At 55.4% G+C, this 26,464-nt stretch carries 19 protein-coding genes and 1 tRNA gene; 8 read left to right on the top strand and 12 right to left on the bottom strand.

Annotated features, from left to right (window positions below; translation table 11 throughout):
• Positions 1–15: 15 nt before the first annotated feature.
• On the bottom strand, positions 16–1,209 hold the full coding sequence (locus IEX86_RS18035; RefSeq protein ID WP_188867522.1) for a sulfotransferase family 2 domain-containing protein: 1,194 nt from the start codon (positions 1,207–1,209) through the stop codon (positions 16–18).
• Between the two features lie 389 nt (positions 1,210–1,598).
• On the opposite strand from IEX86_RS18035, the gene IEX86_RS18030 reads away from it, so the two are divergent.
• The gene (locus tag IEX86_RS18030) at positions 1,599–3,302 is read left to right on the top strand and encodes a cellulase family glycosylhydrolase (RefSeq protein ID WP_188867521.1); all 1,704 of its coding nucleotides are present in this window, start codon (positions 1,599–1,601) and stop codon (positions 3,300–3,302) included.
• Positions 3,303–3,444: 142 nt separating this feature from the next.
• On the opposite strand, the gene hpxO is transcribed toward IEX86_RS18030, so the two are convergent.
• The 10 genes from hpxO to IEX86_RS17980 form a co-directional block, all read right to left on the bottom strand.
• Entirely contained in the window at positions 3,445–4,605 is a 1,161-nt protein-coding gene (gene hpxO, locus IEX86_RS18025; protein ID WP_188867520.1) for an FAD-dependent urate hydroxylase HpxO, read from the bottom strand.
• 139 nt (positions 4,606–4,744) lie between these two features.
• Positions 4,745–5,677: a LysR family transcriptional regulator gene (locus IEX86_RS18020; protein ID WP_188867519.1), complete on the bottom strand. Its 933-nt coding sequence runs from the start codon at positions 5,675–5,677 to the stop codon at positions 4,745–4,747.
• Positions 5,678–5,754: 77 nt separating this feature from the next.
• The gene (locus IEX86_RS18015; RefSeq protein WP_188867518.1) at positions 5,755–6,690 is read right to left on the bottom strand and encodes a DUF808 domain-containing protein; all 936 of its coding nucleotides are present in this window, start codon (positions 6,688–6,690) and stop codon (positions 5,755–5,757) included.
• Positions 6,691–7,205: 515 nt separating this feature from the next.
• Positions 7,206–7,281: transfer RNA gene (locus tag IEX86_RS18010), tRNA-Thr, on the bottom strand.
• A gap of 30 nt (positions 7,282–7,311) precedes the next feature.
• The gene (gene betA, locus IEX86_RS18005) at positions 7,312–9,036 is read right to left on the bottom strand and encodes a choline dehydrogenase (protein ID WP_188867517.1); all 1,725 of its coding nucleotides are present in this window, start codon (positions 9,034–9,036) and stop codon (positions 7,312–7,314) included.
• Positions 9,037–9,150: 114 nt separating this feature from the next.
• Entirely contained in the window at positions 9,151–10,623 is a 1,473-nt protein-coding gene (gene betB, locus IEX86_RS18000) for a betaine-aldehyde dehydrogenase (protein WP_188867516.1), read from the bottom strand.
• A gap of 17 nt (positions 10,624–10,640) precedes the next feature.
• Positions 10,641–11,234, bottom strand: a complete 594-nt coding sequence (betI, locus tag IEX86_RS17995; RefSeq protein WP_188867515.1) for a transcriptional regulator BetI — start codon at positions 11,232–11,234, stop codon at positions 10,641–10,643.
• A 193-nt stretch (positions 11,235–11,427) separates the two neighbouring features.
• On the bottom strand, positions 11,428–12,663 hold the full coding sequence (gene choV / locus IEX86_RS17990; RefSeq protein ID WP_188867514.1) for a choline ABC transporter ATP-binding protein: 1,236 nt from the start codon (positions 12,661–12,663) through the stop codon (positions 11,428–11,430).
• Positions 12,663–13,505, bottom strand: coding sequence for a choline ABC transporter permease subunit (gene choW / locus IEX86_RS17985; protein WP_188867513.1), 843 nt, complete (start codon positions 13,503–13,505; stop codon positions 12,663–12,665). Before choW ends, choV begins: the two co-directional genes overlap by 1 nt.
• 88 nt (positions 13,506–13,593) lie before the next feature.
• Positions 13,594–14,529, bottom strand: coding sequence for a choline ABC transporter substrate-binding protein (locus IEX86_RS17980; protein WP_188867512.1), 936 nt, complete (start codon positions 14,527–14,529; stop codon positions 13,594–13,596).
• Between the two features lie 1,408 nt (positions 14,530–15,937).
• On the opposite strand from IEX86_RS17980, the gene gbdR reads away from it, so the two are divergent.
• Entirely contained in the window at positions 15,938–17,038 is a 1,101-nt protein-coding gene (gene gbdR / locus IEX86_RS17975; protein WP_188867511.1) for a choline metabolism transcriptional regulator GbdR, read from the top strand.
• Positions 17,039–17,056: 18 nt separating this feature from the next.
• On the opposite strand, the gene IEX86_RS17970 is transcribed toward gbdR, so the two are convergent.
• Complete coding sequence (locus tag IEX86_RS17970; protein WP_188867510.1) at positions 17,057–17,305, bottom strand: hypothetical protein; 249 nt, start codon at positions 17,303–17,305, stop codon at positions 17,057–17,059.
• 578 nt (positions 17,306–17,883) lie between these two features.
• Here IEX86_RS17970 and IEX86_RS17965 point away from each other — a divergent pair.
• The 6 genes from IEX86_RS17965 to etfB all read left to right on the top strand — a co-directional run bounded on the left by IEX86_RS17965 (position 17,884) and on the right by etfB (position 26,150).
• Positions 17,884–18,861 carry a dipeptidase gene (locus IEX86_RS17965; RefSeq protein ID WP_188867509.1) on the top strand — a complete coding sequence of 326 codons (978 nt, stop codon included), beginning with the start codon at positions 17,884–17,886 and terminating at the stop codon, positions 18,859–18,861.
• A 135-nt stretch (positions 18,862–18,996) separates the two neighbouring features.
• Positions 18,997–19,527 carry a DUF5943 domain-containing protein gene (locus tag IEX86_RS17960; RefSeq protein WP_188867508.1) on the top strand — a complete coding sequence of 177 codons (531 nt, stop codon included), beginning with the start codon at positions 18,997–18,999 and terminating at the stop codon, positions 19,525–19,527.
• A gap of 76 nt (positions 19,528–19,603) precedes the next feature.
• Complete coding sequence (gene dgcA, locus IEX86_RS17955) at positions 19,604–21,664, top strand: dimethylglycine demethylation protein DgcA (protein WP_188867507.1); 2,061 nt, start codon at positions 19,604–19,606, stop codon at positions 21,662–21,664.
• Between the two features lie 247 nt (positions 21,665–21,911).
• Entirely contained in the window at positions 21,912–23,909 is a 1,998-nt protein-coding gene (dgcB, locus tag IEX86_RS17950; RefSeq protein WP_188867506.1) for a dimethylglycine demethylation protein DgcB, read from the top strand.
• Positions 23,910–24,065: 156 nt separating this feature from the next.
• Complete coding sequence (gene etfA, locus IEX86_RS17945; RefSeq protein ID WP_188867505.1) at positions 24,066–25,307, top strand: electron transfer flavoprotein subunit alpha; 1,242 nt, start codon at positions 24,066–24,068, stop codon at positions 25,305–25,307.
• A 63-nt stretch (positions 25,308–25,370) separates the two neighbouring features.
• The gene (gene etfB / locus IEX86_RS17940; RefSeq protein WP_188867504.1) at positions 25,371–26,150 is read left to right on the top strand and encodes an electron transfer flavoprotein subunit beta; all 780 of its coding nucleotides are present in this window, start codon (positions 25,371–25,373) and stop codon (positions 26,148–26,150) included.
• Positions 26,151–26,464: the final 314 nt, after the last annotated feature.

Here is a 26,464-nt window from a genome sequence, read left to right as displayed (position 1 = left end):
CACTGGCCATGAATGTTACTCGACTGTAAGTTCGATATCGGCGAAAGCCTGGCTGTCGTCAAACCATGCGACACCTTCCTGTACCAGCGTCACTCGTAAAGTATAGACACCCTTTTGCTCCGGCGCCTGAACGTGCATTAGAGCAGTGATTGTTTGCTGCGGTCCCAGCGACTGAGGCAGAGGAGTCCGTAAGCCCTCGAACACCGTTATTGAGCCTTCAAAATCCAGCCAGTGATAGGACAGGTTAATCGGCGCGGGTGGTCGGCTGGCAATGGTGAAGCGGGAAATATTAAAGATATCGAGAGTGATGGTGAGGCTTTCGGAGGGAATTACCCTGTCAGGATATCCATTGATTTTAAGCTGAAAAAGGGCGCGGTCAGCTAAGGAGAGCGGCTTTTGCCAAGATGCTATACGGCTATTTGGGTTATGCAGGCAACGTTCGATTAATAAGAGTTCAATCATGTGCTTGAAACGGTGATCGAATTGCTGACATGCCCATTCATATAGCTCTTGATCGAGCGGAGTTAGCGCTTTTATCGCATCAATGACATCGGGCGAGATTTCTTTGTCAGCTGGCCGGTTGGCTGATGTGTTGAGCCGCTCTTTTGAAGTGCTTGGGTAGGTATTCAACGCATAAGACAATAACAGCATAGAGTCTTGCATTCGCTCGGTGATGCCGACGAAGTCGAAGACTTCGAGTCGTTGCTTGGCAAGCTCTAGAAGGCTACGGTCATCCCGTCTCTTAGCATACTGTTGAATAGCGGCTCTTCCATAGCCGACGGGGTCCTTCGACAAACGATCAAAGTCGAGATCAGCAGCCAAGAAGAGAGTTTGTGTATTGATCAGATCCCATTGGGTCTCTTTGTCTTGGATAAAATCCAGTAGAGACCAGTTTTCCTCTACTACTTGCTGATGCCGGTAGGCGTTAACCTCGCGTCTGACGTGGGCGTACCATGAAATGGTGCGCTGCACTGGGTCTCTCAGCATAGTAATGTAATTAAGCTTCCTATTTAGGTAGGTATCGAGTCCATACCAGAGATGGCCTCGGTAAAAGTTGTATTGCGACAGTTGCTCTTTGGGTATCGTAAAAAGCTCTGGCAGAAGCTGTGCAGGGCATATCTCGGCGGTCTCGAATTGATTGTCAAGGAATGAAATTAAAGAAGTTCCACCGGTTTTTGGAATATGCAAATAGTAAAAAGGCTTATTCATATTTTAGGGCTTCATGGCAGGGCTAGATTGAATAGTCCACTAAGGCCTTTAGAAACACAATCGGCGCTAAAATATCTTAAGGGAACGCTATAAGTACTCGGCTCATTACAAGTAGATATTAAGTGATTCTAAAAAGCCATATCTATTGGCAATAATCGAACTTGCAAGTCTGTAAGAGAGTATTGAAACTTCTATAATTTATTGAAAAAAGAGGGTTGTAGAAAAGTCGAGTCCGCTTTGCTGGGAGTCATTCTGTGTTTTGATTGGCATGGAGTTTGAATGTCAGTCAAGACAGAGACGAACATAGTCATTGTTCCGTCTACTTTTAACTCCTACCAGACGCCCTGACCTAATACAGGAGACGTCTTGTCGCTGGCAGCTTGGTGATAATGAACATATTTGATCGTTTGAGAAAAGCCTCGACGTTGACAGCCTTTTCAGTGTCGGTTTTCTTGACGCTTGGCTACTTGGGCGCTGCTCGGGCCGAGCAGGTTAATCTAGTCGGTTTGAATCTTTCGGGTGCGGGTTTTGCACCACAGATACTGCCTGGTATCAACGGAACCAACTACATCTTTCCAGTGGAGGCTTACTTTCAGCAATGGAGCGCCCGCGGTGTCAGACTGATACGATTCCCTATCATTTGGGAGCGTTTACAACCGACCTTGGGTAGTGCGCTAGACCCTGCCTATGCGGCATTGATTGATCGGACATTCAGTTATGCTAGTAAGCACAACATCCGAATCATTCTCGACCTGCATAACTATGCTCGCTATCGTGGACAAATCATTGGTGCCGGTAGCGTCACCTATGACCACTACCAAGATGTTATGACAAAGATTGCCCAGCGTTGGAGTGGGCAATCGTCTCTGTATGCTTATGACATCATGAATGAACCTAACGGTGCGTTGGCGTATTGGCCGACTGCTGCGCAGTACGGTATCAATGGCGTACGTGCCATTGATAAAGTCCGTCCAATTATTGTTGAAGGCAATGGTTGGGCAGAAGCGACCCGTTGGGCACAGTGGAATGAGCCTCTGCTCAAGCTGATCGACCCATCCAATAACATTATCTTTTCTGCACATACTTATTTCGATGCGAATGCGGGCGGTAATTACGATTCGATCGATGTGAGTACGCTTGACCCGATGTACGGTGTCCAACGGGTCAAGCCTTTTATTGAATGGCTCAAGAAGAACGGAAAGCGCGGTTATATTGGTGAATTTGGTGTGCCGGATAACGATCCACGCTGGTTCACTATGATGGATAACATGTTGGCTTACCTTCAGCAGAATTGCATACCGGCAACTTATTGGGCGGCAGGACCTGGTTGGGGCAATTACTTTATGTCCGTTGAGCCCATTAATGGGCAAGAGCGTCCTCAATGGCCAACGCTTAAGAAATACCTTAACGATACTAGTTGCACAAGTATTGGGCCATTGACTGGTGGACAGACTCAAGGCAGCAGAGCCACTGAAGCCCAACTCAATACTATCAAGCAGCTATATCTAACATATTTGGGACGCGAAGCAGACGTGGCAGGACTGACCAACTGGGCAGGCCAATTAGCTAATGGAACTATGACAGCCGAATCGATTGCCGCTGCGCTAATGCAAAGTAAAGAGTATCAAACACGTAATGCAGTTCAGCAGCTTTATCAGACTTATCTGGGACGTGATGCTGACGCGTCAGGACTTTCTACTTGGACAAGCCAAGTTATGGCGGGCAGCATGACAACTGACGCTGTCGCTGCGGCCCTGACTAAGAGTGCAGAATATCAATCGCGTGTTGTACAGCAACTTTATTACACGTATTTAGGGCGTGCCGCAGATGCAGCGGGCCTAGCCAGTTGGACCAGTCAGCTCACGAGTGGCAGTATGACGGTTGACTCGGTGGCCTCTGCTCTAAAGCAGAGCAGGGAATACCAGACCCGAGTAGCTGTGCAGCAGCTATACCATACCTACCTGAGGCGTGCGGCAGATGTGTCAGGTTTGGCACTTTGGACGGGGCAAATTTTGGCGGGCAACATGACAGTTGAGTCTGTGGCTGCCGCTTTTTCTAGCAGCGCCGAATATCGCAGTCTCAATGGTATTTGATTAGGGACTAACAATTTAAGTTTGAATGCAAAGACCAGGAGTAATAGTTACCATCCTGGTCTTTTGCTTTGGTACGTATGGATTGAAACACAAATAAGACTCGCAGGTGATAGCTATGTAGCTTTGATGAGCTTGCTCATTGTTACTCCAGCGGCCCTCCCTCAACTGTCTTTTCAATTCCTTTTAAAACTGCTTCTCCTGTTTCATAGGCCAATTCCCGATACCACGCCTGCGTTACCACAGGGTCATGTCCATGGGTGGTTTCGGCGCGTTTGCGGGCGCGGGTGACGATGGAGGCGACGCGCTCCAAGCGGGCCTCATCGTAGGCCTTGAGCGCTCTTGATAGGTCTTCGTGTTGGGTCAGAAGTTGGGCTAAGACCCAGGCATCTTCCATGGCTTGGCAGCCGCCTTGGCCAAGGTCTGGGGCCATGGCGTGTGCCGAGTCGCCTAAGAGAACCAGGCGATTGTTAATCAGAGAGGTGAGCGGCTCAATGTCATGAATTTCTACCCGCGCTATGGTGGCCGGATCGAGGCGCTCGACTAACCGGCGTACAGGCTCGGCCCAGCCTTGAAAGTGTTCGCTTAGCTCTTCTTTGTAGTGGCTGCGCTCATTTGGTGTGCCTGCTGGAAGGGGAACGTCAAAGAAGAAATAAAACAGACCGCCACCCATGGGCATCAGGGACACGCGTTTATGATCACCTACAAACTGTGCCCATTCAGTAAGCGGAGCGAGATCTGAAGTCGCTTCGATTCGACCGTTCCAATTGACGTAGCCGCAGTAACGGCGCTCGGTTTTCTGTCCTGTAACCAGATCACGTAATTTGGAATGTGTGCCATCGGCGGCTATCAGTAGATCGGCCGCAAGCTGGCTACCATCTGAAAAATGAGCGATAGTTTTTCCATCGCGTTGCTCGGCAAAGTCGCAGCTTATACCCAGTGTCACGTTATGCTCACCTGCTGTTGCTAACAGGATGCGTTGCAGTGCTGTACGGGCAATAGGGCGGGCAGTTTGATTAACGGTTTCGTACAAGGGTTGAAGGCTGAAACGGGTTAGAAGTTTGCCCTCTCGGTCGCTATAGCTCATCGTCTGCATATCACCACTGGCGGCAGCAATAGCATCGCCCAGGCCGAGGGCATTAAGAACTTTTACGCCGTTGGGCCATATCGAGATGGCTGAGCCTGCCGGAGTCAACTCTGGCTTGCGATCGAACAGGCGAACCCGATGTCCCTGTTGCTGTAACGCAATGGCTGCGGTAAGGCCGCCGATACCCGCTCCGATGATTATAATGTCCAGCGAATTCATGGCGTGCCCTCATGAAAGGCTTGTGGCGAGCCTTAGCACGCCATCCAAGTCGTTACGTCGGAGTATTACTTACTTTAAGGCGATCACCAAAGCACAGAATATCGCTCACGCTGTTGCCAAAACGGCATCAGGATTTAACTCATTTCTGTTTTAGTAGGCCTTCCCTATGGGTGATTTCTTCGCTTAGGGCGCGCACAAACGCATCGACGGCAACAGGAAGGTGGCGATTATTACGGACATACACGCCAAGATCGCTTTGTAGACCCCCATTGTCGCTTAAGGGGAGATGTATTAGGGTCTTGGCTGCTAAGTCAGCCTCTATTCCAATACGTGTCTGAAAAGCAATGCCAGCCCCTCGCCGTGCGAGTTGTCGTGCCAGCTCCAGAGAGCTGGTTTCCAAGGCGGGCTTATGGGGCAGGGCGGTTTTCCGAATTAACGTGCTTAGTAAATGATGGATTGAAAGATCTGGCTTGGCCAGGATCAGGCGGTGTTCGGCACAGGTTGCAAAACTGACCTCTGTTCTAGACGCCAGAGGATGATCAGGGGCCATAATCGCGCCAACGTGAAAATGCCCGACCCTCATCTGCTGTAGATCAGGATGGCGCTGCAGACCAAATGCCAATCCGATATCCACGGCACCGCTGGTAATGGCTTCCGGTACAGCCTGCGAGCCTAACGTCATAACACCTACCGTGACGCGCGGATAACGGGCATATAGCGCATCCAGTACACAAGGCAGTAAATCGCTTGTCAGTCCTTCAACGGTGGCAATCTCTACATGGCCGGTTCTAATGCCCGCCATGGCATCCAGCTCTGAGCTAACCCGTTCGACATCCTGCAGCACGACGGTAACATGACGAGCAAATACCTCGCCTGCGGAGGTCAGCTGAAGCCCACCCGGCAATCTTTCAAATAGCGGCGCGCCAAGTTCGTCTTCCAGTTTAAGTATTTGCCGGTTTACCGCGGATGACGCCACGTTCAGGCGGCGGGCGGCTTCGCGAATGGAGCGGCAGCGACGCACCATGTCGAAGTAATGAATAGCGGACGAGTGAACGCGAAGTTTACGGCTCATGGCAGAGGTTAACGGCAAGCGACAGGTGGTTGTATCACCTGAGCTTGCCATTGTCCTGCATTTTAACGAGGTAGCATCTAGTGGCCTACAGGCTGCTTACGGCGGAACAGCCTGCTGACGATTCCAACAAGAATCATGACCACTGCGCCAGCCAGAATACCGAAGATGATATTGAAAAGAGTAGGCGTCAGTGCGCCTAGAACGGGGCCGATTGCCGGCACGCCTGCGGCCGTATGTTCCAGGGCTTCGATCAGATGATGCAGGGCTGGGATGCCATGAGTCAGAATGCCACCGCCCACCATGAACATGGCGATCGTTCCGACAACGGACAGGCCCTTCATCAACATTGGGGCCGCACTAACAAGGCCTCGCCCTATCGCCTGTACAGCCGAGCCGCCGCGCTTGGATAAATAAAGTCCAAGATCGTCCAGCTTTACAATGCCAGCGACCAGACCATACACGCCAACAGTCATTGCTATCGCAATCAGGGACATGACCACAACTTGTTGCATGAGCGATGCTTCAGCCACAATACCCAAGGTAATGGCGATAATTTCTGCGCTCAGAATAAAGTCTGTCCGAACGGCCCCGCGGATTTTTTCTTTTTCGTAGGCCACAAGATCAATGTTCGGATCGGCAACGGCTTTTACGTGCTCTGAAGCGTCATGGTCGTGAGAGGGCAGAAATTTGTGCGCAAGCTTTTCAGTGCCCTCGAAGCAGAGGTACGCACCGCCAAGCATTAAAAGAGGCGTTACTAGCCAGGGCGCAAAGGCGCTGATGAGCAGCGCGGCGGGAACCAGAATGGCTTTGTTAATCAGAGAGCCTTTACCTACGGCCCAGACAACAGGCAGCTCTCGCTCTGCCTTAATGCCGGTAACCTGCTGCGCATTGAGTGCAAGATCATCACCCAATACGCCGGCTGTCTTTTTTGCAGCCACCTTGGACATGACAGCGACGTCATCTAGCACTGTGGCGATGTCGTCGAAAAGGGCAAAAAAACTACCTGCGGCCACAACAGTTTCCTTCTAAGTTGAATGTTCTTTCACTCTGCAACCAGCCAGCGATGGCTTTGGCGCTCACTTGATAGCGAGGCGGCGCCAGTATAAGTGAGCCGGGCAGTGGAGATACTCAAGAAACAGAAGCGGAGGAGTGAGGGCTGATCGGGTGAGGCACGGCTATTGCTACGTGCTGCTTACTCCCAATGCTTGAACAGCGCCTCGCTCAGTAGGAGCGTTATTCGTGGCGTCCTTCTATATCGCCTAACCAGTCGAATGCAGCATTATCGACAGGTGTTTTCAGGAACCTCAATATTGCTTTAAACATCGCTAACCTCTCTTCTTCTTGTATCTCAATACACCTGAGTGCGATACACAGGGCGAGGTTTCAATAGATAAGGACGTAGCGTCTGCAAGATGAAACAAAATGTTTCATCTATGAAAAAAAGCGGCCGAACCGAAATTTTTAAGTGGTTTGGCTTATTTAGACGCAAAATAAAAAGGCCCGCATTTCTGCGAGCCTTTGAATTTGATGGTGCCGGCACCAAGAGTCGAACTCGGGACCTACTGATTACAAGTCAGTTGCTCTACCAGCTGAGCTATACCGGCATCAATGGAGCGCATTATAAGGATTCTAAATCAGTTGTAAACCGGTGAATTTACTTTATTTTCTATTTTTTCGCTTTGAGCTGATGCTTGGCGTACTGGAGCACCGTTTGCCGTGTAGTAGGAGGCCGTACTACGGGCCAGTGGCTGGCGACCGCGAATATGATCTGCAATCTTTTCACCGATCATGATGGTAGTAGCGTTGAGGTTGCCGGTGATAATCAGCGGCATGATCGACGCATCCACCACGCGCAGGCCTTCAAGGCCATGTACACGGCCTTGCCCATCGACTACGGCCATGTCATCGGTACCCATCTTATTGGTACAGGAGGGGTGGTAGGCCGTTTCAGCGTGCTGACGCACAAATTCATCCAATTGGGCATCTGTTACACAATCTGCACCTGGGTTCAGCTCGCGGCCACGATAGGGATCGAGTGCCGGCTGGTGCATGATCTCGCGGGTGAGACGAATGCTGTCACGGAATTCCTGCCAGTCCTGCTCGCTGCTCATGTAGTTGAACAGGATGCTGGGGTGTTGGCGCGGATCGCGTGACTTCAGGTGGACGCGGCCACGGCTCGGCGAGCGCATGGAGCCAACGTGAGCCTGGAAGCCATGAGCCTCGATAGCATTGCTACCGTTGTAGTTAATGGCGATTGGCAGGAAGTGATACTGAATATTCGGCCACTCGAATTCATCACTGGAGCGAATAAAACCGCCTGCCTCGAAGTGGTTACTGGCGCCAATGCCTGTACCTTTGAGCATCCATTCCAGCCCAATCTGCGGCTGGTTGTACCACTTGAGCGCCGGGTACAAGGAAACGGGCTGCTTGCACTCGTATTGCAGATACATTTCCAGGTGGTCTTGCAGGTTTTGGCCAACTCCTGGCAAATCATGCACAAGCGGAATATCGAACTGGCGTAGCAGGTCGCTGGCGCCTACACCGGAGCGCTGGAGGATCTGCGGCGAGGCGATGGCGCCAGCGCAGAGCAATACCTCGCGGGTTGCATGGACGGTAGTGATCTCATTGCTGTTACCTTCCAGGAAGGCAACGCCGGTGGCGCGCTTGCCACTAAATAGAATACGGTCTGTAGTGGCATGAGTGATGATGGTCAGGTTCGGGCAGCCCTTCGCCTGATCCAGGTACCCACGTGCAGTACTGGCGCGACGGCCATTAGGCGTCACAGTGCGGTCCATTGGACCAAAGCCTTCCTGCTGATAACCGTTCAGGTCTTCTGTACGAGGATAGCCGGCCTGTACGCCAGCCTCGATCATGGCTTCGAATAGAGGATTCACGCCGGGCTTGGACGTCGTAACTGATACGGGGCCGTCGCCGCCGTGGTAGTCGTTGGGGCCGACATCACGGGTTTCCGCCTTGCGGAAATAGGGCAGGCAGTCGAGGTATGTCCAGTCTTCCAGGCCATCAAGCTTGGCCCAACCGTCGAAGTCCATCGCGTTGCCACGGATGTAACACATGCCGTTGATTAGCGAGGAGCCACCTAGACCTTTGCCACGGCCGCACTCCATCCGGCGATTGTTCATATACGGCTCGGGGTCAGTTTGGTATGCCCAATTGTACTGGGTCCCCTGCAGTGGATAAGCCAATGCGGCCGGCATCTGGGTGCGGAAATCGAGGCGATAGTCAGGGCCACCCGCTTCCAGCAGCAGGACGTTTACGTCCTTGTCTTCGGTCAGACGGGTTGCCAGGACATTACCAGCAGAACCAGCACCGATGATGATGTAGTCGAACTCTTTAGCCATGGTGGCATTCCTCCGTAAAGAGCGGCGAGATTGACTGCATGACGCAGCGGCTCGCTCGAAAACGGTGGGTTATGCCCTTGGGCCAACCCACCCTACGGGTAGCAATGATGCGGTTTAGAAGATCGAGGCGTAGTCGCCTAGCTCAACTTGTACGGACTTGATGCGGGTGTAGTTGCCTAGGGTAACAAGGCCATTCTCTCGGCCTACGCCGGAATGCTTGTAACCACCGACTGGCATCTCGGCTGGGGACTCGCCCCAGGTGTTGATCCAGCAGATACCGGCTTCCAGGCGATGAATGACGCGATGAGCACGGGCGAGGTCCTTGGTAACCAGGCCGGCCGCCAAGCCATATTCAGTATCGTTGGCGCGGCGGATCACTTCTTCCTCGGTGTCGTACGCCAGGATGCTCATGACGGGACCAAAGATTTCTTCACGAGCAATGGTCATGTCATCACGGCAGTCTGTGAAGACAGTTGGCGCGACGTAGCAGCCGTTGGCAAACTCGCCGGTGGTAACACGCTCACCACCACACAGCAAACGCGCACCTTCGCTGCGACCATGCTCGATATAACGCAGAACGTTTTCCATATGAGCGGTGCTGACCAGCGGGCCGAAGTTGGTGTTTGGGTCCTGCGGGTCGCCCAGACGAACGCGTTGTACACGCTCCAGGATCTTGGCCTCGAAACGCTCCTTGAGGGCGCTCGGCACAAAGACGCGGGTGCCGTTGGTGCATACCTGCCCAGTGCTGAAAAAATTGGCCATCATGGCAATGTCGGCCGCGCGATCGAGGTCGGCATCCTCGAAGATGATCAACGGCGACTTACCGCCCAGCTCCATGGTGACTTCCTTGAGCGTCGAGCCGGCAGCACTGGCCATGACCTTCTTGCCGGTGGATACGCCGCCGGTAAAGGAGATCTTCTCGATACCCGGGTGCTCGGTCAGGGCTACGCCTACTTCGGCGCCGGCACCATTAAGCACGTTGAATACACCATCGGGTACACCTGCTTCCGTGTAAATCTCAGCCAGCTTTAGCGCTGTCAGGGGCGTGACTTCGCTGGGCTTGAAGATCATGGCGTTGCCCGCGGCCAGGGCCGGGGCGGATTTCCACAGGGCGATCTGGATCGGGTAGTTCCAGGCGCCAATGCCTGCGACCACGCCCAGCGGCTCGCGGCGGGTATAGACGAATGAGGTATCGCGCAGCGGGATCTGTTCGCCTTCCAGTGCCGGGATCAGGCCCGCGTAGTATTCGAGTACATCGGCACCGGTCACGATGTCTACGGCTTGGGTTTCAGTCAGCGGCTTGCCGGTGTCCAGGGTTTCCAGAGCAGCCAGCTCGTCGTTGCGCTCGCGAAGGATATCCACAGCCTTGCGTAAGATGCGGGAACGCTGCATAGCCGTCATGGCGGCCCAGACCTTTTGGCCCTCGGCAGCACTGGCCACGGCACGATCAACGTCTTCCCGGCTGGCCTGTTGGACCTCGGCAATGATTTCGCCGTTAGCCGGATTGATAGCCTGGAAGGTTTTGCCGCTGGTGGCGTCGACGTAACCGCCACCGATATAGAGCTTTTGAGTGTCGAGCTGGGTCATGATGATTCTCTCCCTTTTCAGTCGGCCGTACGGGCCAGCTGCTGGTCTAGATAATCGAAGGCAATGCGTAGCGCTTCGTCGATATCGAACTTGCCGCCAGCCAGTGCGCCGCGCAGCCAAAGACCATCGATGATGGCGGCCAGGCCACGAGCGGCACGACGGGCTTCCCGGGCGGGGAGCGCCTTGTGGAATTCACAGCACAAGTTTGAATACAGCCGTGCATCGTTGATACGTTGCAGGCGATGCAGGGACGGCTGGTGCATGCTGCTGGCCCAGAAGGCCAACCAGGTTTTCATGGCTGGGCCGTTAACCTGGGTATCGTCGAAATTGCCTTCGATGATGGCGCGCAGGTGGGCGCGCGGGCTGTTATCGGTCAGCGTGGCGCGACGCTCGCGAACCGCAGTGCGCAATGCTGACATCAGATGGCGCATGGTCGCTTCGAGCAGGCCGTTCTTGTCCTGGAAGTAGTGACTGATGATCCCGTTGGATACACCGGCCTTCTTGGCAATGAGGGCGATGCTCGCCTCGCTCATTCCGACTTCGTCAACCGCTTCCAGCGTGGCAGCAATCAGCTGGGAACGACGGATAGGTTGCATGCCGACTTTTGGCATTGCGGTTATCTCCTCGCATTCACGCATCACCTGAGTTATTTTCAGTCTACTGTTTTTTAATTGAACGATCAATCAATAAAAACCTTGAGGCGTGCGTAGACTGACTTTGGGCCCTGTAGATACAAGGCCCAGAGTCATCGAAAAGCTTATGTCAGAAGGATTGAAGCCGCCCTGGCGAGCGGCAAATCAAGGGTCAGCCTGCTTGGGAAAAGGTGGTGGGTAGAGGAGTCACCTCGGACTCCTCATGACCTTTTTCCAGGTTTTTACCCAAGAGGGCATGATAGAGCTCGGTATCTCCAAGAATACCTACCACGCAGCCATTTTGTTGAAGGATCAGCTTGTTGCCGGTGTGGTAACGGATCTCCAGCGCATCACGCATCCGGATACTGGCGTCGACCAGGGTAGGCTGGCGCTTGAGCGCCTCGACTGGCTCGCCCGGCGTCCAGCGCTGCACGCTGACACTGTCGCCGCTGCGACGCAGTGATTTGACATTGCGCGCATCGCTCAGGCTGGCCCAATAGTCACGGGTGCTATCCAGGCAGAGTTCGTTACCCTCGCGACGGCACTGCTCGATCGGCTTCATAAGGCTGTAGCCACACAGCACGTTAAGCGGGTTGGTGTGGGCTACAAAGGTCCGCACGTAGTCGTCTGCCGGGTTGAGTACGATATCCTCGGGTCTGCCGTGCTGAATGATGCGTCCATCCTTCATGATGGCGATGTTGGTGCCGAGCTTGAGCGCTTCATCAAGGTCGTGGCTGACAAACACAATGGTTTTGTTGACCTTGCTTTGCAGGGCCAGCAGCTCATCCTGGAGTTGCTGACGAATCAGTGGGTCGAGTGCAGAGAAAGGCTCATCCATCAATAGGATGTCGGCATCCATGGCCAGGGCGCGTGCCAGTCCTACGCGCTGCTGCATGCCACCCGACAGGGCAGAGGGCTTGCTGTTGCGCCACTGGGAGAGGCCCACCAGCTCCAACTTTTCATCGATGATTTTCTTGCGCTCGGCATTGGAGCGGCCCTGCATTTCCAGACCGAATCCAACATTTTCCGCGACGGTCAGCCAGGGCATGAGGGCAAATTTCTGGAATACCATGGCAATGCGCGAGGTGCGCATTTCTTTAAGGGTTGAGGGCGAGCAGTTGGCGATGTCCACTTCATTGCCGTTGTGCTCGATGAGCAGGCGTCCGCGACTGACGGTATTAAGGCCGTTGATGCAGCGCAGCAGGCTGGATTTACCCGAGCCCGACAGCCCCATAAGGACGCAGATCTCACCTTTCTGAACCTCCAGACAGGCATTTTCTACACCTAGTACCTGACCGGTCTTCTCGAAGATCTCAGCTCGGCCAAGCCCCTTAGCCAGCAGTTCGACGGCCTGCTTGGGCTGCTTGCCGAAGATGACATCGACATTCTCGAAACGGATTGCGCTCATCAATGTTCTCCTCTGGCATTACGCTGCTTGCAGACACGGTCGAGCAGAATGGCCAGCAGTACGATGGCCAGGCCCGCTTCGAAGCCTAGGGCGATATCAGCGGTATTCAGGGCATTTACCACGGGTTTACCGAGGCCGTCAGCGCCCACGAGGGCCGCAATAACCACCATCGACAGTGACAGCATGATGCATTGCGTGATGCCTGCACCGATGCTGGGCATGGCGTAAGGCAGCTCGATGCGTGTCAGGAGCTGCCAGCGTGAGCAGCCAAAGGCCTTGCCGGCATCCATCAGCTCTTCGGGAACATCCTGAATGCCCAGGCAGGTCAGGCGGATCGGGGCGGCGATGGCGAAGATCACAGTAGAGATCAGGCCCGGTACGACGCCCAGACCAAATAGGGTCAGTGTTGGGATCAGGTACACGAAGGTCGGTACGGTCTGCATAAGGTCCAGCAATGGACGTATCGCGGCAGAGAACCAGGGTTTGTGGGCGGCTACGATGCCCAGCGGTACGCCAATGGCAATGCACACAAGCGTTGCGAAGATGACTTGCGACAGGGTTTCGATGGTTTCCTGCCAGTAGCCCAGGTTAATGATCAGGAGTAGTGAAGCGGCGGCAAACAGCGCGAGGGCAATGCTGCGTTGAATGAAATAGACCAGCGCCACGAGGATGGCGGTCAGGGCCAGGGGATTAAACCAGAGCAGGGCTCCCGTGGTGCTTGAGATGACGGTGGAAAGGGCATCGGAAATAAGATCGAAGAATCCCGAGAAGTTCATGATCAGCCAGTCGACAAAATCGGAAATGGCTTGCCCCAGCGGGAGCTTATGGTCGGTAAGGAACATAGATAGAATCCCTGGAGTTGAGTATCAACAATCCAGCGACCTGGATAGCCCGCCTTTAGCGGCCGGGCTGTCCAGGTCGTTGGGGTGGTTACTGCGTGAGCTTGGCCATGACGTCGGAGGCGGGCTTGCCGTCTCGAGTCGTTACCCCGGCCAGCCAGGTACTCACTACCTGGGCGTTTGCCTTTAGCCATGCTTTCGCGGCGGCATCTGGCTTCTTTCCTCCATTGAGTACGTCGTCCATGAGCTGGTTCTCCATATCCAGCGAGAAGTTAAGGTTGGTCAGTAGCTTGCCGACGTTCGGGCATTCCTGGACGTAACCCTTGCGCACATTGGTGTAAATCGTGGCGCCGCCCAGGTTTGGACCAAAGTATTCGTCACCGCCCTCCAGGTACTTCATGTTGAAGCGCGTATTCATGGGATGCGGCTCCCAGCCCAGGAAAACGACCCACTGCTTGCGTCGCTCGGCGCGCTGCACCTGGGAAAGCATGCCTGCTTCGCTGGACTCGACCATTTTGAACGTGCCCAGATCAAAGGCATTCTTTTCGATCATGCTTTGAATGAGGCGATTACCGTCATTGCCTGGTTCAATGCCATAGATCTTGCCGTCAAACTTGTCGGCATTCTTGGCGATATCGGCAAAGGTCTTTACACCGGCGTCGTACACGTACTGCGGTACTGCCAGGGTGTATTTGGCTCCTTCGAGGTTGGCGCGGAGGGTTTCGACACTGCCGTTGTCACTGTAGGGCTTGATATCGGCCGCCATGCTTGGCATCCAGTTACCCAGGAAGACATCGATATCCTTGTTTTGCATCGACTTGTAAGTGACAGGAACGGAGATCATGTTGGTCTTGGTCTTGTAGCCCAGCGACTGCAGGATTTCGGACGTTACAGCGGTGGTAACGGTAATGTCGGTCCAGCCGACATCGGCAAAGCGAACGGTGGCGCAAGACTCGGGCTCGGCCGCCTGGGCCAGAAGCGGGGCGCCTAAGCTCAGGGCCAGTAGTAACGCATTGCAACCTTTCATGGTGAATGTCTCCTTCCTGATGCTGCCGCGCATGCACAAGGCACAGGGCGGCAAATCATGGCAAACGGGCGTGGTTCGGCGCGGGTTGGGCCGATGTGCTCCGCTGCGTGATGGGTTATCTGTAACCGATCGTTCATCGACCGCCTACTAGTCACGTCGCATCCAGTGCAGGCGGCGTCGTAACCAGAGGTCGAGGCGTCGCAGCCAGCACAGTTGTGCCGTATGGCAGACCTTGACCGCGGCAATTTCACAATCGGAGCGTTCGTTAAAACAACAGGTGAAACAGGGCGGCCGGAAAGAGCCGTGCCTGAGGTGGCGGGAAGCGGTCCAGAGGTGAGGGCTTCCGCCTCCTGGGTGACCTCACGAATGAGAGAGAATCCATTCAGTGAGGGAGAGGGTCTACCGGTAAGCGGCAGGGCACCTGAGTGGCCTGCCTGATAAACACAGGTTTCACGCATCAAAGCGCGAGCGCTTCCCTGTGACCAAGGGAGCATGCCTGGGCGTTTCCGGTTTCTACCGGGAAAGCGACGGCGGCCTTTGCCCTGAAGCTGGCGCAAAGGTAAAGCGAGAGGGTCTCCGGTTCGGTGCCGAGTAGTTTTATCGTTTTAATAGCCATGGCAGCCAAGCTGTCTGGTTCATCCAGTTACATCGAGCCGGCAAGCCGTGCTCGAAACAGAGATAGCGTCTTGCGAGATGGCCGGTCGCCATGCTCAGTCATTCAGGTTACCCAACATCCAGGCAGCCGACAATGTTGCAACCTGTTGCTGCGCCTGTTATGTCCCAAACGCTTTTTTTGCCTCTACGCGTACCTGCTAAATACATGCAGACTATGGCTTATAGGCGCTGTAGGCGATAGGACAACCGATAGTTCTTTTTATTGATTGCCGGGGCGGCCGATGGCAATTAGATGTGCTTTTTGAGGGGTCTTTCACGTTAGATCACGGGCGCTCCCGTAATACGATCCGTGAGTCATCAGCCAATGCTGAACTGAATTTGCACACGTCGAGAAAGTTTTGCCACCTTTTGGCGCATCTTTCTGGAGGAAGCTAACTGACAGGGAGAGAAGTCGATCTGCCATCTGTTACTACAGAAAGCTTTTTCCGCGCACGCGGGCTCTTCGAATTGCTACAGATTTGCTCACGGATACAGCCTGTTATGACTCATCGGTCACTAATGGCTTTTGGCTTTATCTGCCTGGAAACGCTTTACCAAGCCACTTCCCGCTTTTTAATTGAATAGCTGTTCAAGGTAGGCATGACATTTGCGATGGCCTTTGTCAGGGTCATACGGCCTGGCGATGTTACATCCCGTGACAACGGGTGCTTCCGTCAGCAGCTGAACACGACTCACGACGATAAAAAGAGCCTCGATGAGGCCATACCGGGCTTAGCGTGAAGAGGGCGTTCCAATGTCATCGAATCAAAGTCAGCCACAACATCGTGTTCCGCAATCCATCGGGTTTCTGCTGCTAGACAACTTCACCCTGATCTCACTAGCGTCGGCGATAGAGCCGCTGCGGATGGCCAATCAGCTCTCGGGCCGTGAGTTGTTCCGATGGTCTACGCTCAGCCTGGATGGCCGTCCGGTCCGTGCCAGTGATGGTCTTCAGATCACGCCCGATAGTGCTGTCACTGCGGCACCGGCCATGGACATGGTCATTGTTTGTGGCGGGGTAGGCATCCAGCGAAGCATCATGCGCGAGCATTTGAGCTGGCTGCAGATACAGGCTCGGCAGGGGCGCAAGTTAGGTGCTGTGTGCACCGGCAGCTGGGCGCTAGCCAAGGCCGGGCTGCTCGATGGTTATGAGTGCAGTGTGCATTGGGAAATGCTGGCCTCGATGCAGGAAGCCTTCCCGCGTGTGTCGCTGACAACGCGACTGTTTTCCATTGACCGGAACCGCTTTACATCCTCCGGCGGCACTGCGCCCATGGACATGATGTTGCATCTGATCGGCCGCGAGCATGGTCGTGAGCTATGCGCCGCGATTTCCGAGATGTTTATCTACGAGCGCATCCGTAACGAGCAGGATCACCAGCGTGTGCCACTTAAGCATATGCTGGGCACTAATCAGCCAAAGCTTCAGGAAATCGTCGCATTGATGGAGGCGAACCTGGAGGAGCCCATCGATCTGGATGAGCTGGCTGTCTACGTAACTGTTTCGCGTCGACAGTTGGAGCGGCTGTTTCAGAAGTATCTACACTGCTCGCCGTCGCGCTATTACCTGAAGCTGCGCCTGATTCGAGCAAGGCAGCTGCTCAAGCAGACCACCATGTCCATTATTGAAGTGGCATCTGTATGCGGGTTCGTTTCCACGCCCCATTTCTCGAAGTGTTATCGGGAGTACTTTGGTATCCCTCCTCGTGACGAGCGGCAGGGTGTATCAATGGGGCAGCCTGTCATGCGGATGCCGATTCCCCAGGAGCTGACCTTGCTACCCACGTCGTCTGCCCTGTCGGCGTTAAGTCAGGCGCAAGGGGAGTCGACGTTTGCCAGTGTAAGGCTTAGCTGATATCAGGACCGTCCTGGCCTAATGGTGCTGGGCCAGGGCGGGCAGCAGTTGGCGGGCAATAGCCTCACGAACGGAGGGGAGCAGTGTTACACGACCCGACAAGAGTTCTTCTACTAGGTGCCGTAGCGCAGTAACCCGCTCCGGGCTCAGGCCGCACAAGGCTTGCTGGCAGGCTTGTTCGGGTGTGGTGCCCAATGGCATGGCGATACCTAGCGCAACCAGGCGGTCCCTGAAGTCATCTTGGTCGATCAAGTCTGCGTACATCATGGTAGATCCTCCCATAAGGTCTCATAGCGATTCTTGGCAGTAGCGGTTGGCAAGACAAGTCGGCAGGGCGGTACTGGATACGAGAGAGTCGCTTTTCGAAAAGCAGTGCGCTTGCGCTGTTACGTATTTGTAATAAAACGAAAGTCTAATCGCGTGAGGGAGGGCAATATGTCACAGGGTAGTTTTAGAGAGGTGCTGCTAAAGTAGCGCTTCTTGTCGAGTTGAGCCGCTTAGCTCCTCGAATATCTGGGAAAAGCGCCCTTACGCTTGGCCTAGAGGAAACACACTGAGGCCCAACAGGGCATTTTAACCCCGCGTGCTTATAGGCATTGTGGGGTTTTTTTTCGACATTTTTAGGCGTCTGCCCTTTTTATTCGACTCCCCATGAGTCGAGTGTCTGATTTAGTCTTCGTCGGAAGCCAAAGAGAAAACTTGCCGCCAGCCACTGACTGAACATGGCTTGACGCTTCTGGTGATACCCCTGTCGTTTTTGCACGATGGTGCAGAAATTCTGAGGGATATGCTCCTCTCAACGCGTCGATGACTGATTCGGCGCATCACAGCTGGGAGCGGCCCTGATGAATGCCACTGAACTGCATGCGGATAGCATCGTCATTGACGGACTGATCATTGCCAAATGGAACCGGGAGCTGTTTGAAGACATGCGTAAGGGCGGTCTGACAGCAGCCAACTGCACCGTGTCGGTCTGGGAAGGCTTCCAGGCCACCATGAACAGCATTGCGGCGCAAAAGAAATTGATGCGCGAAAACAGTGACCTGGTCATGCCGGTCTACACCATCGGCGACATTCGCCAAGCCAAGGCCCAAGGTAAAACCGGCATTATCTTCGGTTTTCAAAATGCCCATGCTTATGAGGACCAGATCGGGTACGTCGAGCTTTTCAAGCAGCTGGGCGTAGGCATCGTGCAGATGTGCTACAACACCCAGAATCTAGTGGGCACTGGCTGTTATGAGCGCGACGGTGGTTTATCCGGTTTTGGTCGGGAAATCGTTGGTGAGATGAACCGTGTGGGGGTCATGTGTGACTTGTCCCACGTGGGCAGCAAAACCTCTGAAGAGGTCATTCTCGAATCCAGAAAGCCGGTCTGCTATTCCCACTGCTTGCCGTCCGGCCTGAAAGAGCATCCCCGCAACAAGTCTGATGAAGAACTTAAGTTCATTGCCGACCATGGTGGTTTTGTTGGCGTGACCATGTTTGCCCCGTTTCTGGCCAAGGGCATCGAATCCACTATCGATGATTACGCCGAAGCCATCGAGTACGTCATGAACATCGTTGGCGAAGACGCTATCGGTATTGGCACTGACTTTACCCAGGGCCACGGGCAGGACTTTTTCGAATACCTCACCCATGACAAGGGCTACGCCCGCCGGCTGACTAACTTCGGCAAGATCGTGAATCCGTTGGGTATCCGCACGGTAGGCGAATTTCCCAACCTGACCGAGACGCTGCTAAGACGCGGCATGTCCGAGCGTACCGTGCGTAAGGTGATGGGAGAGAACTGGGTGAGAGTACTCAGCGATGTGTGGGGCGAATAGATCGGACGAGGCCTGCTGCGCTTCTTGAGAGCGATAGCAGGAACGCACAGTCGAGGCGCTTGCCGCCTTGATCGACCAAAGTCCCCCTTTCATGCAGGCCGAACGGCCTCTGGCAAACCTATCTGGAGCACCACCATGGCCACTCATGCCCCCGAAATGCCGATTCAGGTCGACGACGAAACTGGCGTCTGGACCACCGATGCGCTGCCGATGCTGTACGTGCCGCGGCACTTTTTCGTCAACAACCATATGGGTATCGAAGAGGTGCTTGGCGCAGAAAAGTACGCCGAGATTCTCTACAAGGCAGGCTACAAGTCTGCCTGGCATTGGTGCGAGAAGGAGGCCGAATGCCACGGGCTGGTCGGCGTCGAGGTATACGCACATTACATGAAGCGCCTCTCCCAGCGCGGCTGGGGACTGTTTGATATCGAACAGATCGATGTCGACGCAGGCACGGCCCAGGTCCGCCTGCGTCACTCGGCCTTTGTCTATGTGTACGGCAAGATCAACCGCAAGGTGGACTACATGTTTACCGGCTGGTTTGCCGGTGCGATGGACCAGATCCTGGCCGCCAAGGGCAGCGCGGTCCGTACCGTAGCCGAGCAGGTGTACAGCGGCGCGGAAGAAGGCCACGACGACGGCCTATTTGTGGTCAAGCCGCTGTAAAGCCTTGCCTTGCGTCGTTCATGGCGCAGTGGACGATAACAAGATTGTGCGTGATTCGCTGAGATGAGGTGCCGTGATGGCCTTTGAAGCAATGTTCCAACCAATCCAGATCGGCAAGCTGACTATTCGCAACCGCGTACTCAGCACCGCGCACGCCGAGGTGTATGCCACCGACGGCGGCATGACCACCGAGCGGTACGTCAAGTATTACGAGGAAAAGGCCAAGGGCGGTATCGGCCTCGCCATTTGTGGTGGTTCCTCGGTCGTGGCGATCGACAGCCCGCAGCACTGGTGGAGTTCGGTGAACCTTGCCACCGATCGCATCATTCCACATTTCCAGAATCTGGCCGATGCCATGCACAAGCACGGCGCCAAGATCATGATTCAGATTACCCACATGGGGCGGCGCTCCCGTTGGGATGGCGGCCATTGGCCGACCCTGATGTCGCCGTCGGGTATCCGCGAGCCTGTGCACCGGGCTACCTGCAAGACCATCGAGCCCGAAGAGATCCAGCGTATCATCAAAAATTTCGCCCAGGCCGCACGTCGGGCAAAGGCGGGTGGGCTGGACGGTGTAGAGTTGTCAGCGGTGCACCAGCACATGATCGACCAGTTCTGGTCGCCCCGTGTGAACAAGCGTACCGATGAGTGGGGTGGCAGTTTTGAAAACCGCATGCGCTTTGGCTTGGAAGTGCTCAAGGCCGTGCGGGCTGAGGTAGGCGATGACTTCTGCGTAGGCATGCGGATCTGTGGGGATGAATTCCATCCGGACGGCCTGACCCATGATGATATGAAACAGATCGCCAAGTATTACAACGACACCGGCATGGTGGACTTCTTTGGCGTGATCGGCTCCGGCTGCGACACTCACAATACCTTGGCCAACGTGATTCCGAACATGACCTACCCGCCGGAGCCGTTCCTGCATCTGGCGGCCGGTATCAAGGAGGTGGTCAGCGTGCCCGTGCTGCACGCGCAGAACATCAAGGACCCGAACCAGGCTACACGCATCCTTGAAGGTGGCTATGTAGACATGGTCGGTATGACCCGTGCCCACATCGCCGATCCGCATCTGATCGCCAAGATCAAGATGGGACAGGTGGACCAGATTCGCCAGTGCGTGGGCGCCAACTACTGTATCGACCGCCAGTATCAAGGTCTGGACGTGCTGTGCATTCAGAATGCCGCGACCAGCCGTGAGTACATGGGCGTACCCCATATCATCGAGAAATCCACCGGGCCCAAGCGCAAAATCGTAGTGGTTGGGGGTGGCCCGGCAGGAATGGAGGCGGCGCGCGTCTCAGCCGAGCGTGGACACGACGTGACCCTGTTCGAGAAGCAGGAGCAGCTGGGCGGACAGATTACCCTCGCCTCGAAAGCGCCGCAGCGTGATCAGATTGCGGGTATCACGCGGTGGTATCAACTGGAGCTGGCCCGCCTGAATATTGATCTGCGGCTGGGGACGGCAGCTGATCCTGACACCCTCATGGATTTGCGTCCGGACATCGTGGTCCTGGCCAATGGTGGCCATCCGTTCATGGAGCAGAACGAGCACTGGGGCGCGGCCGAAGGCCTGGTGGTGAGCAGCTGGGACATTCTTTCCGGTAAGGTCGAGCCGGGTAAGAACGTGCTGGTCTACGACACCATTTGCGAGTTTTCCGGTATGTCTGTGGCTGACTATCTGGCCGACAAGGGCGCCCAGGTGGAGATCGTCACCGATGACATCAAGCCGGGCGTAGCCATTGGCGGAACGACATTCCCAACCTATTACCGCAGCCTCTACCCCAAAGAGGTGATCATGACTGGCGATCTTATGCTGGAAAAGGTGTATCCCGAGGGCGACAAGAAGATTGCTGTGCTGGAAAACGAATACACCGGTGCCAAGGAGGAGCGAGTCGTCGATCAGATCGTCATTGAGAACGGCGTGCGCCCGGACGAAGCCTTGTATTACGCCCTGAAGGAAGGCGCGCGGAATAAAGGCCAAATCGACATTGAGGCTCTGTTCGCCATTGAGCCTCAGCCTGCCCTGGCGGAACAGGGGAGCGGTTATTTGCTGTACCGAATCGGCGACTGCGTAGCCCAGCGCAACACGCACGCTGCAATCTATGACGCGTTGCGGTTGTGCAAGGATTTTTAACGGCTGTACGCAGGAGCAGGGCATCGCTCTGCCCCACTGATCCCAAAGCGGGTTAGTCCCTTGGCGGATGGCCTCAGCGCCACGCATCGGCATGCAGGCATCAGTCCGCAGGATAGGTTGGGCAAAGCGCTATCCACAGGGCTGGATTCGATCTGTATCACTCGATCAGCCCCGCCGATGGCGGTCTGCTCTGCTTGAAACAACGTGGTGGTTTGCCTACGGCGGACCCACCCTACGAGGTTCCGGTATGTTGAACACTCTGCTCCCGATCCTACTCTTTACCGCCCTGGCACTGGCCGTACTGGGTGCCTGCCGGCGCGTCATGCTTTGGCGGCAGGGGCGACCTACGCACGTTGACCTGCTTCGAGGTTTGTTGGCCATGCCGCGCCGTTATCTGGTGGATCTGCACCATGTAGTCGAGCGTGACCGATACATGTCCAGGACTCACGTCGCGACGGCCGGCGGTTTTGTGCTGGCAGCAGTGCTGGCCGTGCTGGTTCACGGTTTCGGCCTGCATAATCGTCTTCTGGGTTGGGCGCTGTTGGCCGCAACCGCTTGCATGTTCATCGGTGCGCTGTTTGTGGCCAAGCGACGGCGCAACCCACCGGCACGTCTGTCCAAAGGGCCTTGGATGCGCTTGCCCAAAAGCCTGCTGATGTTCTCGGCAAGCTTTTTCATTGCCACATTACCCATCGCTGGCATTCTCCCGGACGACTTTGGCGGTTGGGTGCTGGCGGCTGTCCTGACCGTAGGTGTTGTCTGGGGCGTGTCTGAACTGTTCTTTGGCATGACCTGGGGCGGCCCAATGAAGCACGCGTTTGCTGGCGCGCTGCATCTGGCCTTTCACCGCCGCCCTGAGCGCTTCCGTACACCGTTCAACGCCAGCGCAGCACGGTCTAGTGGCTTGAAAGCACTGGACTTAGGTGATGCTACCGCTCCGCTGGGTGTAGAAAAACCAAAGGACTTTACTTGGAATCAGCTGCTCGGCTTTGACTCCTGTGTGCAGTGCGGCCGCTGCGAGGCCATGTGCCCCGCCTATGCGGCTGGTCAGCCACTCAACCCGAAAAAACTGATCCAGGACATGGTTATCGGCATGGCTGGGGGGACCGACGCGCGCTACTTTGGCTCTCCGTATCCGGGCAAACCAATTGGCGAGCACGGCGGTAATGCCCACTCGCCTATCGTGTCCTTCGAGGGTAAAGCGTTGGTAGATGCCGAGACGCTATGGTCCTGTACGACCTGCCGCGCCTGTGTCGAGGAATGCCCAATGATGATTGAGCACGTCGATGCCATTGTTGATATGCGCCGTCATCTAACCCTGGAAAAGGGAGCAACCCCAAACAAGGGCGCCGAGGTGCTGGACAACCTGATCGCCACCGACAACCCCAACGGCTTTAACCCCGTCAACCGGATGAACTGGGCAGCGGATCTGGATCTGCCTCTGATGGCTGAAAAACACCATGCAGACGTCCTGTTTTGGGTGGGCGATGGTGCGTTCGACATGCGTAATCAGCGGACTTTGCGAGCATTCGTTAAAGTCTTAAAGGCTGCCAAGGTGGACTTTGCCGTGCTTGGCCTGGAGGAGCGCGACAGTGGTGATGTGGCTCGGCGCTTGGGTGACGAGGCTACGTTCCAGCAACTGGCCCGTCGCAATATTGGTACGCTGTCACGGTATCGATTTAACCGCATCGTGACGTGCGATCCGCACAGCTTCCATGTGCTCAGGAACGAGTACGGCGCCCTGGGCGGTACGTACACAGTTTTCCATCACAGCACTTTTCTGGCTGAGCTGATAGACGCACAGATGCTCAAGCTCGGTCAGCACCCTCTGGCTCTCCAAACAAGCGGTGGGTTGACCTATCACGACCCATGCTACCTCGGTCGTTACAACGGCGAGTATGAAGCACCGCGCAAGGTACTCAAGGCCATTGGGATTGAGGTCAGGGAAATGGAGCGCTCCGGTTTTCGTGCGCGCTGTTGTGGCGGGGGCGGGGGCGCGCCAATTACCGATATTCCCGGAGTGCAGCGGATCCCGGATATGCGTATGGCGGATATCAAGACAACCGGCGTCGAGGTGGTGGCGGTGGGCTGCCCTCAATGTACCGCTATGCTGGAAGGCGTCGTTGCGCCGCGCCCGGAGGTAAGGGACATCGCCGAACTGGTCGCAGAGGTATTGATTGAGAGCTCTGTTGCTCCGGCAAAGCCATCGGCCACACCCAGGCGTAAAGCAGAGGAGGTGTTGTAATGAGCCTGTCTCAATCGCGCATGCTGCACAAGGGCAGTGGCTGGATATCACAGTGCTCTGCCAGGGCTGCGAAATCGTGCCTGCCCCTGACACGCGGTGTGGGATTGGGCAAAACGATACCTCGCACGACACCCGCGTTTTTCGGAGGAGCAAGGCATGGCTGACATTATCCGCCGCGATCCGCATGCTGAATGGATCGCTCGTAACCGGCTTCATCCTCTGCACGCCTTGATACAGACGAATATGCACGGTGAACACGCGCGCTGGATGGGACCCAACGGTATCATTCGCAAAAATCCCCATGCTGCGCTGGGCTTTAGCGGCCCTAATGGTCTGCGCCGCATTGATCGCAGCGGCAGCCAGCAGGGCGGTGCGGTTCGTCGGCAGGGTGAGCAACAGGCATCTCAGCTGCTGCTGCATCGAGTGGAGGAACCTGCCTTCATAATTGCCGTGGTGCCTGATCTCATTGGTGGGCGGCTTTCCAGTCATGACCGCGATCTCCTGGGGCTGGCGCGGCAATTGGCGGGCTCGTCAGGGGCTGTCCTGGCTGTTGTCTTTGGTGAACACAGGGAAACCGGGTTTGATATCGCCGGTGTTGATCGGTTGTTGCAACTGAGCGGTCATGAATACGAGGGATACTCACCAGAGCAGCGGGTCGTGGCTTTACGTGCAATAGAAGGCCAGTTCCTACCGCGTCACTGGTTGTTGCCGGACAGCCGGACCGGAGGCGGCGAGCTGGGACGTCGTTTCGCTGCTACGCTACATGAGCGGCCTGCAACACGTGTCTGGCAGGTGAAAGAGGGGCAGTGTATCGGCCGTGCGGGCGCTGGCAGCGAAGATCTGGCCCGGCCGCTACCCAAGGTAGTATTGGCCTGTGCTGAGTGTGCAGAGCCAGTCAGCGAAGCGCGTTACGAAGCGCGTGCTGTCACACTGGCTGACATCCACTCGCTGCGGGTATTGGCACGTATTGAGGACATGGGCGCTGTGGCAGTCGATCCGGCACGGGTTCCCATGGCCGAGGCTGAATTTATCCTGTCTGGCGGTAATGGTGTGCAGGATTGGGACCTCTTTCATCGAGCCGCTCAGGTGCTCGGGGCAACAGAGGGCGCTTCACGGGTAGCAGTAGATGAGGGGCATATGCCCCGCCATCGTCAGGTAGGTGCTACAGGAACATGGGTTACGGCGCGGGTTTATTTGGCTGTAGGGATTTCCGGTGCGGTACAGCACCTGCAGGGCATAAGCGCCTGCGACAAGGTCATTGCCATCAATCTGAACCCTGGTTGCGACATGGTCAAACGAGCAGACCTGTCGATAGTTGCAGATTCAAATGCCGTGCTGCAGGCTCTGATCGATCTGGTCGAGGCCTACCGCCGCGGTGAGCAGAGGGAAGCGGCCTGAAGCGGTCGTCCGCAGGACTACCGCCTCAGCAACGCAATGTGAGTCTTGAAGGAGATAAACGGTATGTCCGACGCCCTATTAGACGTTATTACATTAGTGTCAGTGGGGTCGCATCCGATGTCGGCCCGCGCCCGTCGCGCAGAGCAAGATGCCCGTGCCGTCGAATTGGGTCTGCACCTGGTGGGTGATCGACTCACGGTGCTTCATGCGGGTAATCCTTATGAGGAGTCGCTGCGGGCCTATCTGGGTATGGGGCTGCCCGCTCTGCATGTGCTTGAGCAGCCCAAGGGAGCCGATGCCTTGCCAGTGCTTGCCAACTATCTTCAGGAGGCTCACGTGCAGGTGGTATTGACCGGCACTCAGGCTGAGACAGGCGAGGGGTCGGGTATGCTGCCTTATCTTCTGGCTGAGGCATTGGGCTGGCCGCTGGTGGTTGGGCTGGCTGATGTCGAATCGGTAGAAGCCGGGTATGCCCAGGTGCTTCAGGCCTTGCCGCGTGGACAAAGGCGACGATTGAAAGTACGGCTGCCTTTTATCGGTAGTGTGGATAACGCTGCTCCAGCTGCCCGCCAGAGCGCCTTTGGGCCAGCCAGACGTGGGGAAATTACGCTCGAAGACGTGGAAGTCGTTGATGACCTTCTATGGCATGAGGCTGCCCTACAACCGGCTCGCCCACGTCCAAAGCGGCTAAAGGTCATCAAGGCTAAAACCGCTGCAGATCGTTTTCGTGCCGCCACGGCCAAGGCGACAGGGGAGGGCGGACAAATTCTAAGGGATGTCAGCCCACAGGCAGGTGCAGAAGCCATCTTTAAAGTGTTGTGCGAGGAAGGCGTCATCCGTTAAGGCCGCTTCTACCGGCCTGCTTCTTTTCTGCTTGTCGGAGGCATCCGGCTACCCGTCTTTTTGTCCTGGCAAACCCACAAATTGTGTGCACGAGCCTGTGGATAATCTGTTGGATAATTATTCAACCCTAGTAACCATGCGGCTTTAGCTGAGGTGATCACTTTTTGATCAAAACAACAGGTGTGGCTTTTCCTGTAATCACAACAACTTGTGGATAAGTTTGTGAGTAATATGTTTGGAAGAGGCTGTAAGCCTTGATTTTAAAGGGATAGAGGCAACTACTGTATTGTTGATCAGTGTTGACAAGGCTAATG

It is taken from the genome of Pseudomonas asuensis (assembly GCF_014646755.1).
Lineage (GTDB): Bacteria > Pseudomonadota > Gammaproteobacteria > Pseudomonadales > Pseudomonadaceae > Chryseomonas > Chryseomonas asuensis.
Note: the sequence above shows the minus strand (reverse complement) of the source record. Positions and strands in the feature narration are given on the sequence as shown.

What these genes read in the sequence shown, in the direction of transcription:
- betA (WP_188867517.1), bottom strand. Translation starts at nt 9,036, where the DNA reads ATGGCTAAAGAGTTCGACTACATCATCATCGGTGCTGGTTCTGCTGGT.
- choW (WP_188867513.1), bottom strand. Translation starts at nt 13,505, where the DNA reads ATGTTCCTTACCGACCATAAGCTCCCGCTGGGGCAAGCCATTTCCGAT.
- etfA (WP_188867505.1), top strand. Translation starts at nt 24,066, where the DNA reads ATGGCTGACATTATCCGCCGCGATCCGCATGCTGAATGGATCGCTCGT.
- IEX86_RS18020 (WP_188867519.1), bottom strand. Translation starts at nt 5,677, where the DNA reads ATGAGCCGTAAACTTCGCGTTCACTCGTCCGCTATTCATTACTTCGAC.
- IEX86_RS18030 (WP_188867521.1), top strand. Translation starts at nt 1,599, where the DNA reads ATGAACATATTTGATCGTTTGAGAAAAGCCTCGACGTTGACAGCCTTT.
- betI (WP_188867515.1), bottom strand. Translation starts at nt 11,234, where the DNA reads ATGCCAAAAGTCGGCATGCAACCTATCCGTCGTTCCCAGCTGATTGCT.
- IEX86_RS17970 (WP_188867510.1), bottom strand. Translation starts at nt 17,305, where the DNA reads ATGATGTACGCAGACTTGATCGACCAAGATGACTTCAGGGACCGCCTG.
- betB (WP_188867516.1), bottom strand. Translation starts at nt 10,623, where the DNA reads ATGACCCAGCTCGACACTCAAAAGCTCTATATCGGTGGCGGTTACGTC.
- gbdR (WP_188867511.1), top strand. Translation starts at nt 15,938, where the DNA reads ATGTCATCGAATCAAAGTCAGCCACAACATCGTGTTCCGCAATCCATC.
- hpxO (WP_188867520.1), bottom strand. Translation starts at nt 4,605, where the DNA reads ATGAATTCGCTGGACATTATAATCATCGGAGCGGGTATCGGCGGCCTT.
- etfB (WP_188867504.1), top strand. Translation starts at nt 25,371, where the DNA reads ATGTCCGACGCCCTATTAGACGTTATTACATTAGTGTCAGTGGGGTCG.
- choV (WP_188867514.1), bottom strand. Translation starts at nt 12,663, where the DNA reads ATGAGCGCAATCCGTTTCGAGAATGTCGATGTCATCTTCGGCAAGCAG.
- IEX86_RS17960 (WP_188867508.1), top strand. Translation starts at nt 18,997, where the DNA reads ATGGCCACTCATGCCCCCGAAATGCCGATTCAGGTCGACGACGAAACT.
- IEX86_RS17965 (WP_188867509.1), top strand. Translation starts at nt 17,884, where the DNA reads ATGAATGCCACTGAACTGCATGCGGATAGCATCGTCATTGACGGACTG.
- dgcA (WP_188867507.1), top strand. Translation starts at nt 19,604, where the DNA reads ATGGCCTTTGAAGCAATGTTCCAACCAATCCAGATCGGCAAGCTGACT.
- IEX86_RS18035 (WP_188867522.1), bottom strand. Translation starts at nt 1,209, where the DNA reads ATGAATAAGCCTTTTTACTATTTGCATATTCCAAAAACCGGTGGAACT.
- dgcB (WP_188867506.1), top strand. Translation starts at nt 21,912, where the DNA reads ATGTTGAACACTCTGCTCCCGATCCTACTCTTTACCGCCCTGGCACTG.
- IEX86_RS17980 (WP_188867512.1), bottom strand. Translation starts at nt 14,529, where the DNA reads ATGAAAGGTTGCAATGCGTTACTACTGGCCCTGAGCTTAGGCGCCCCG.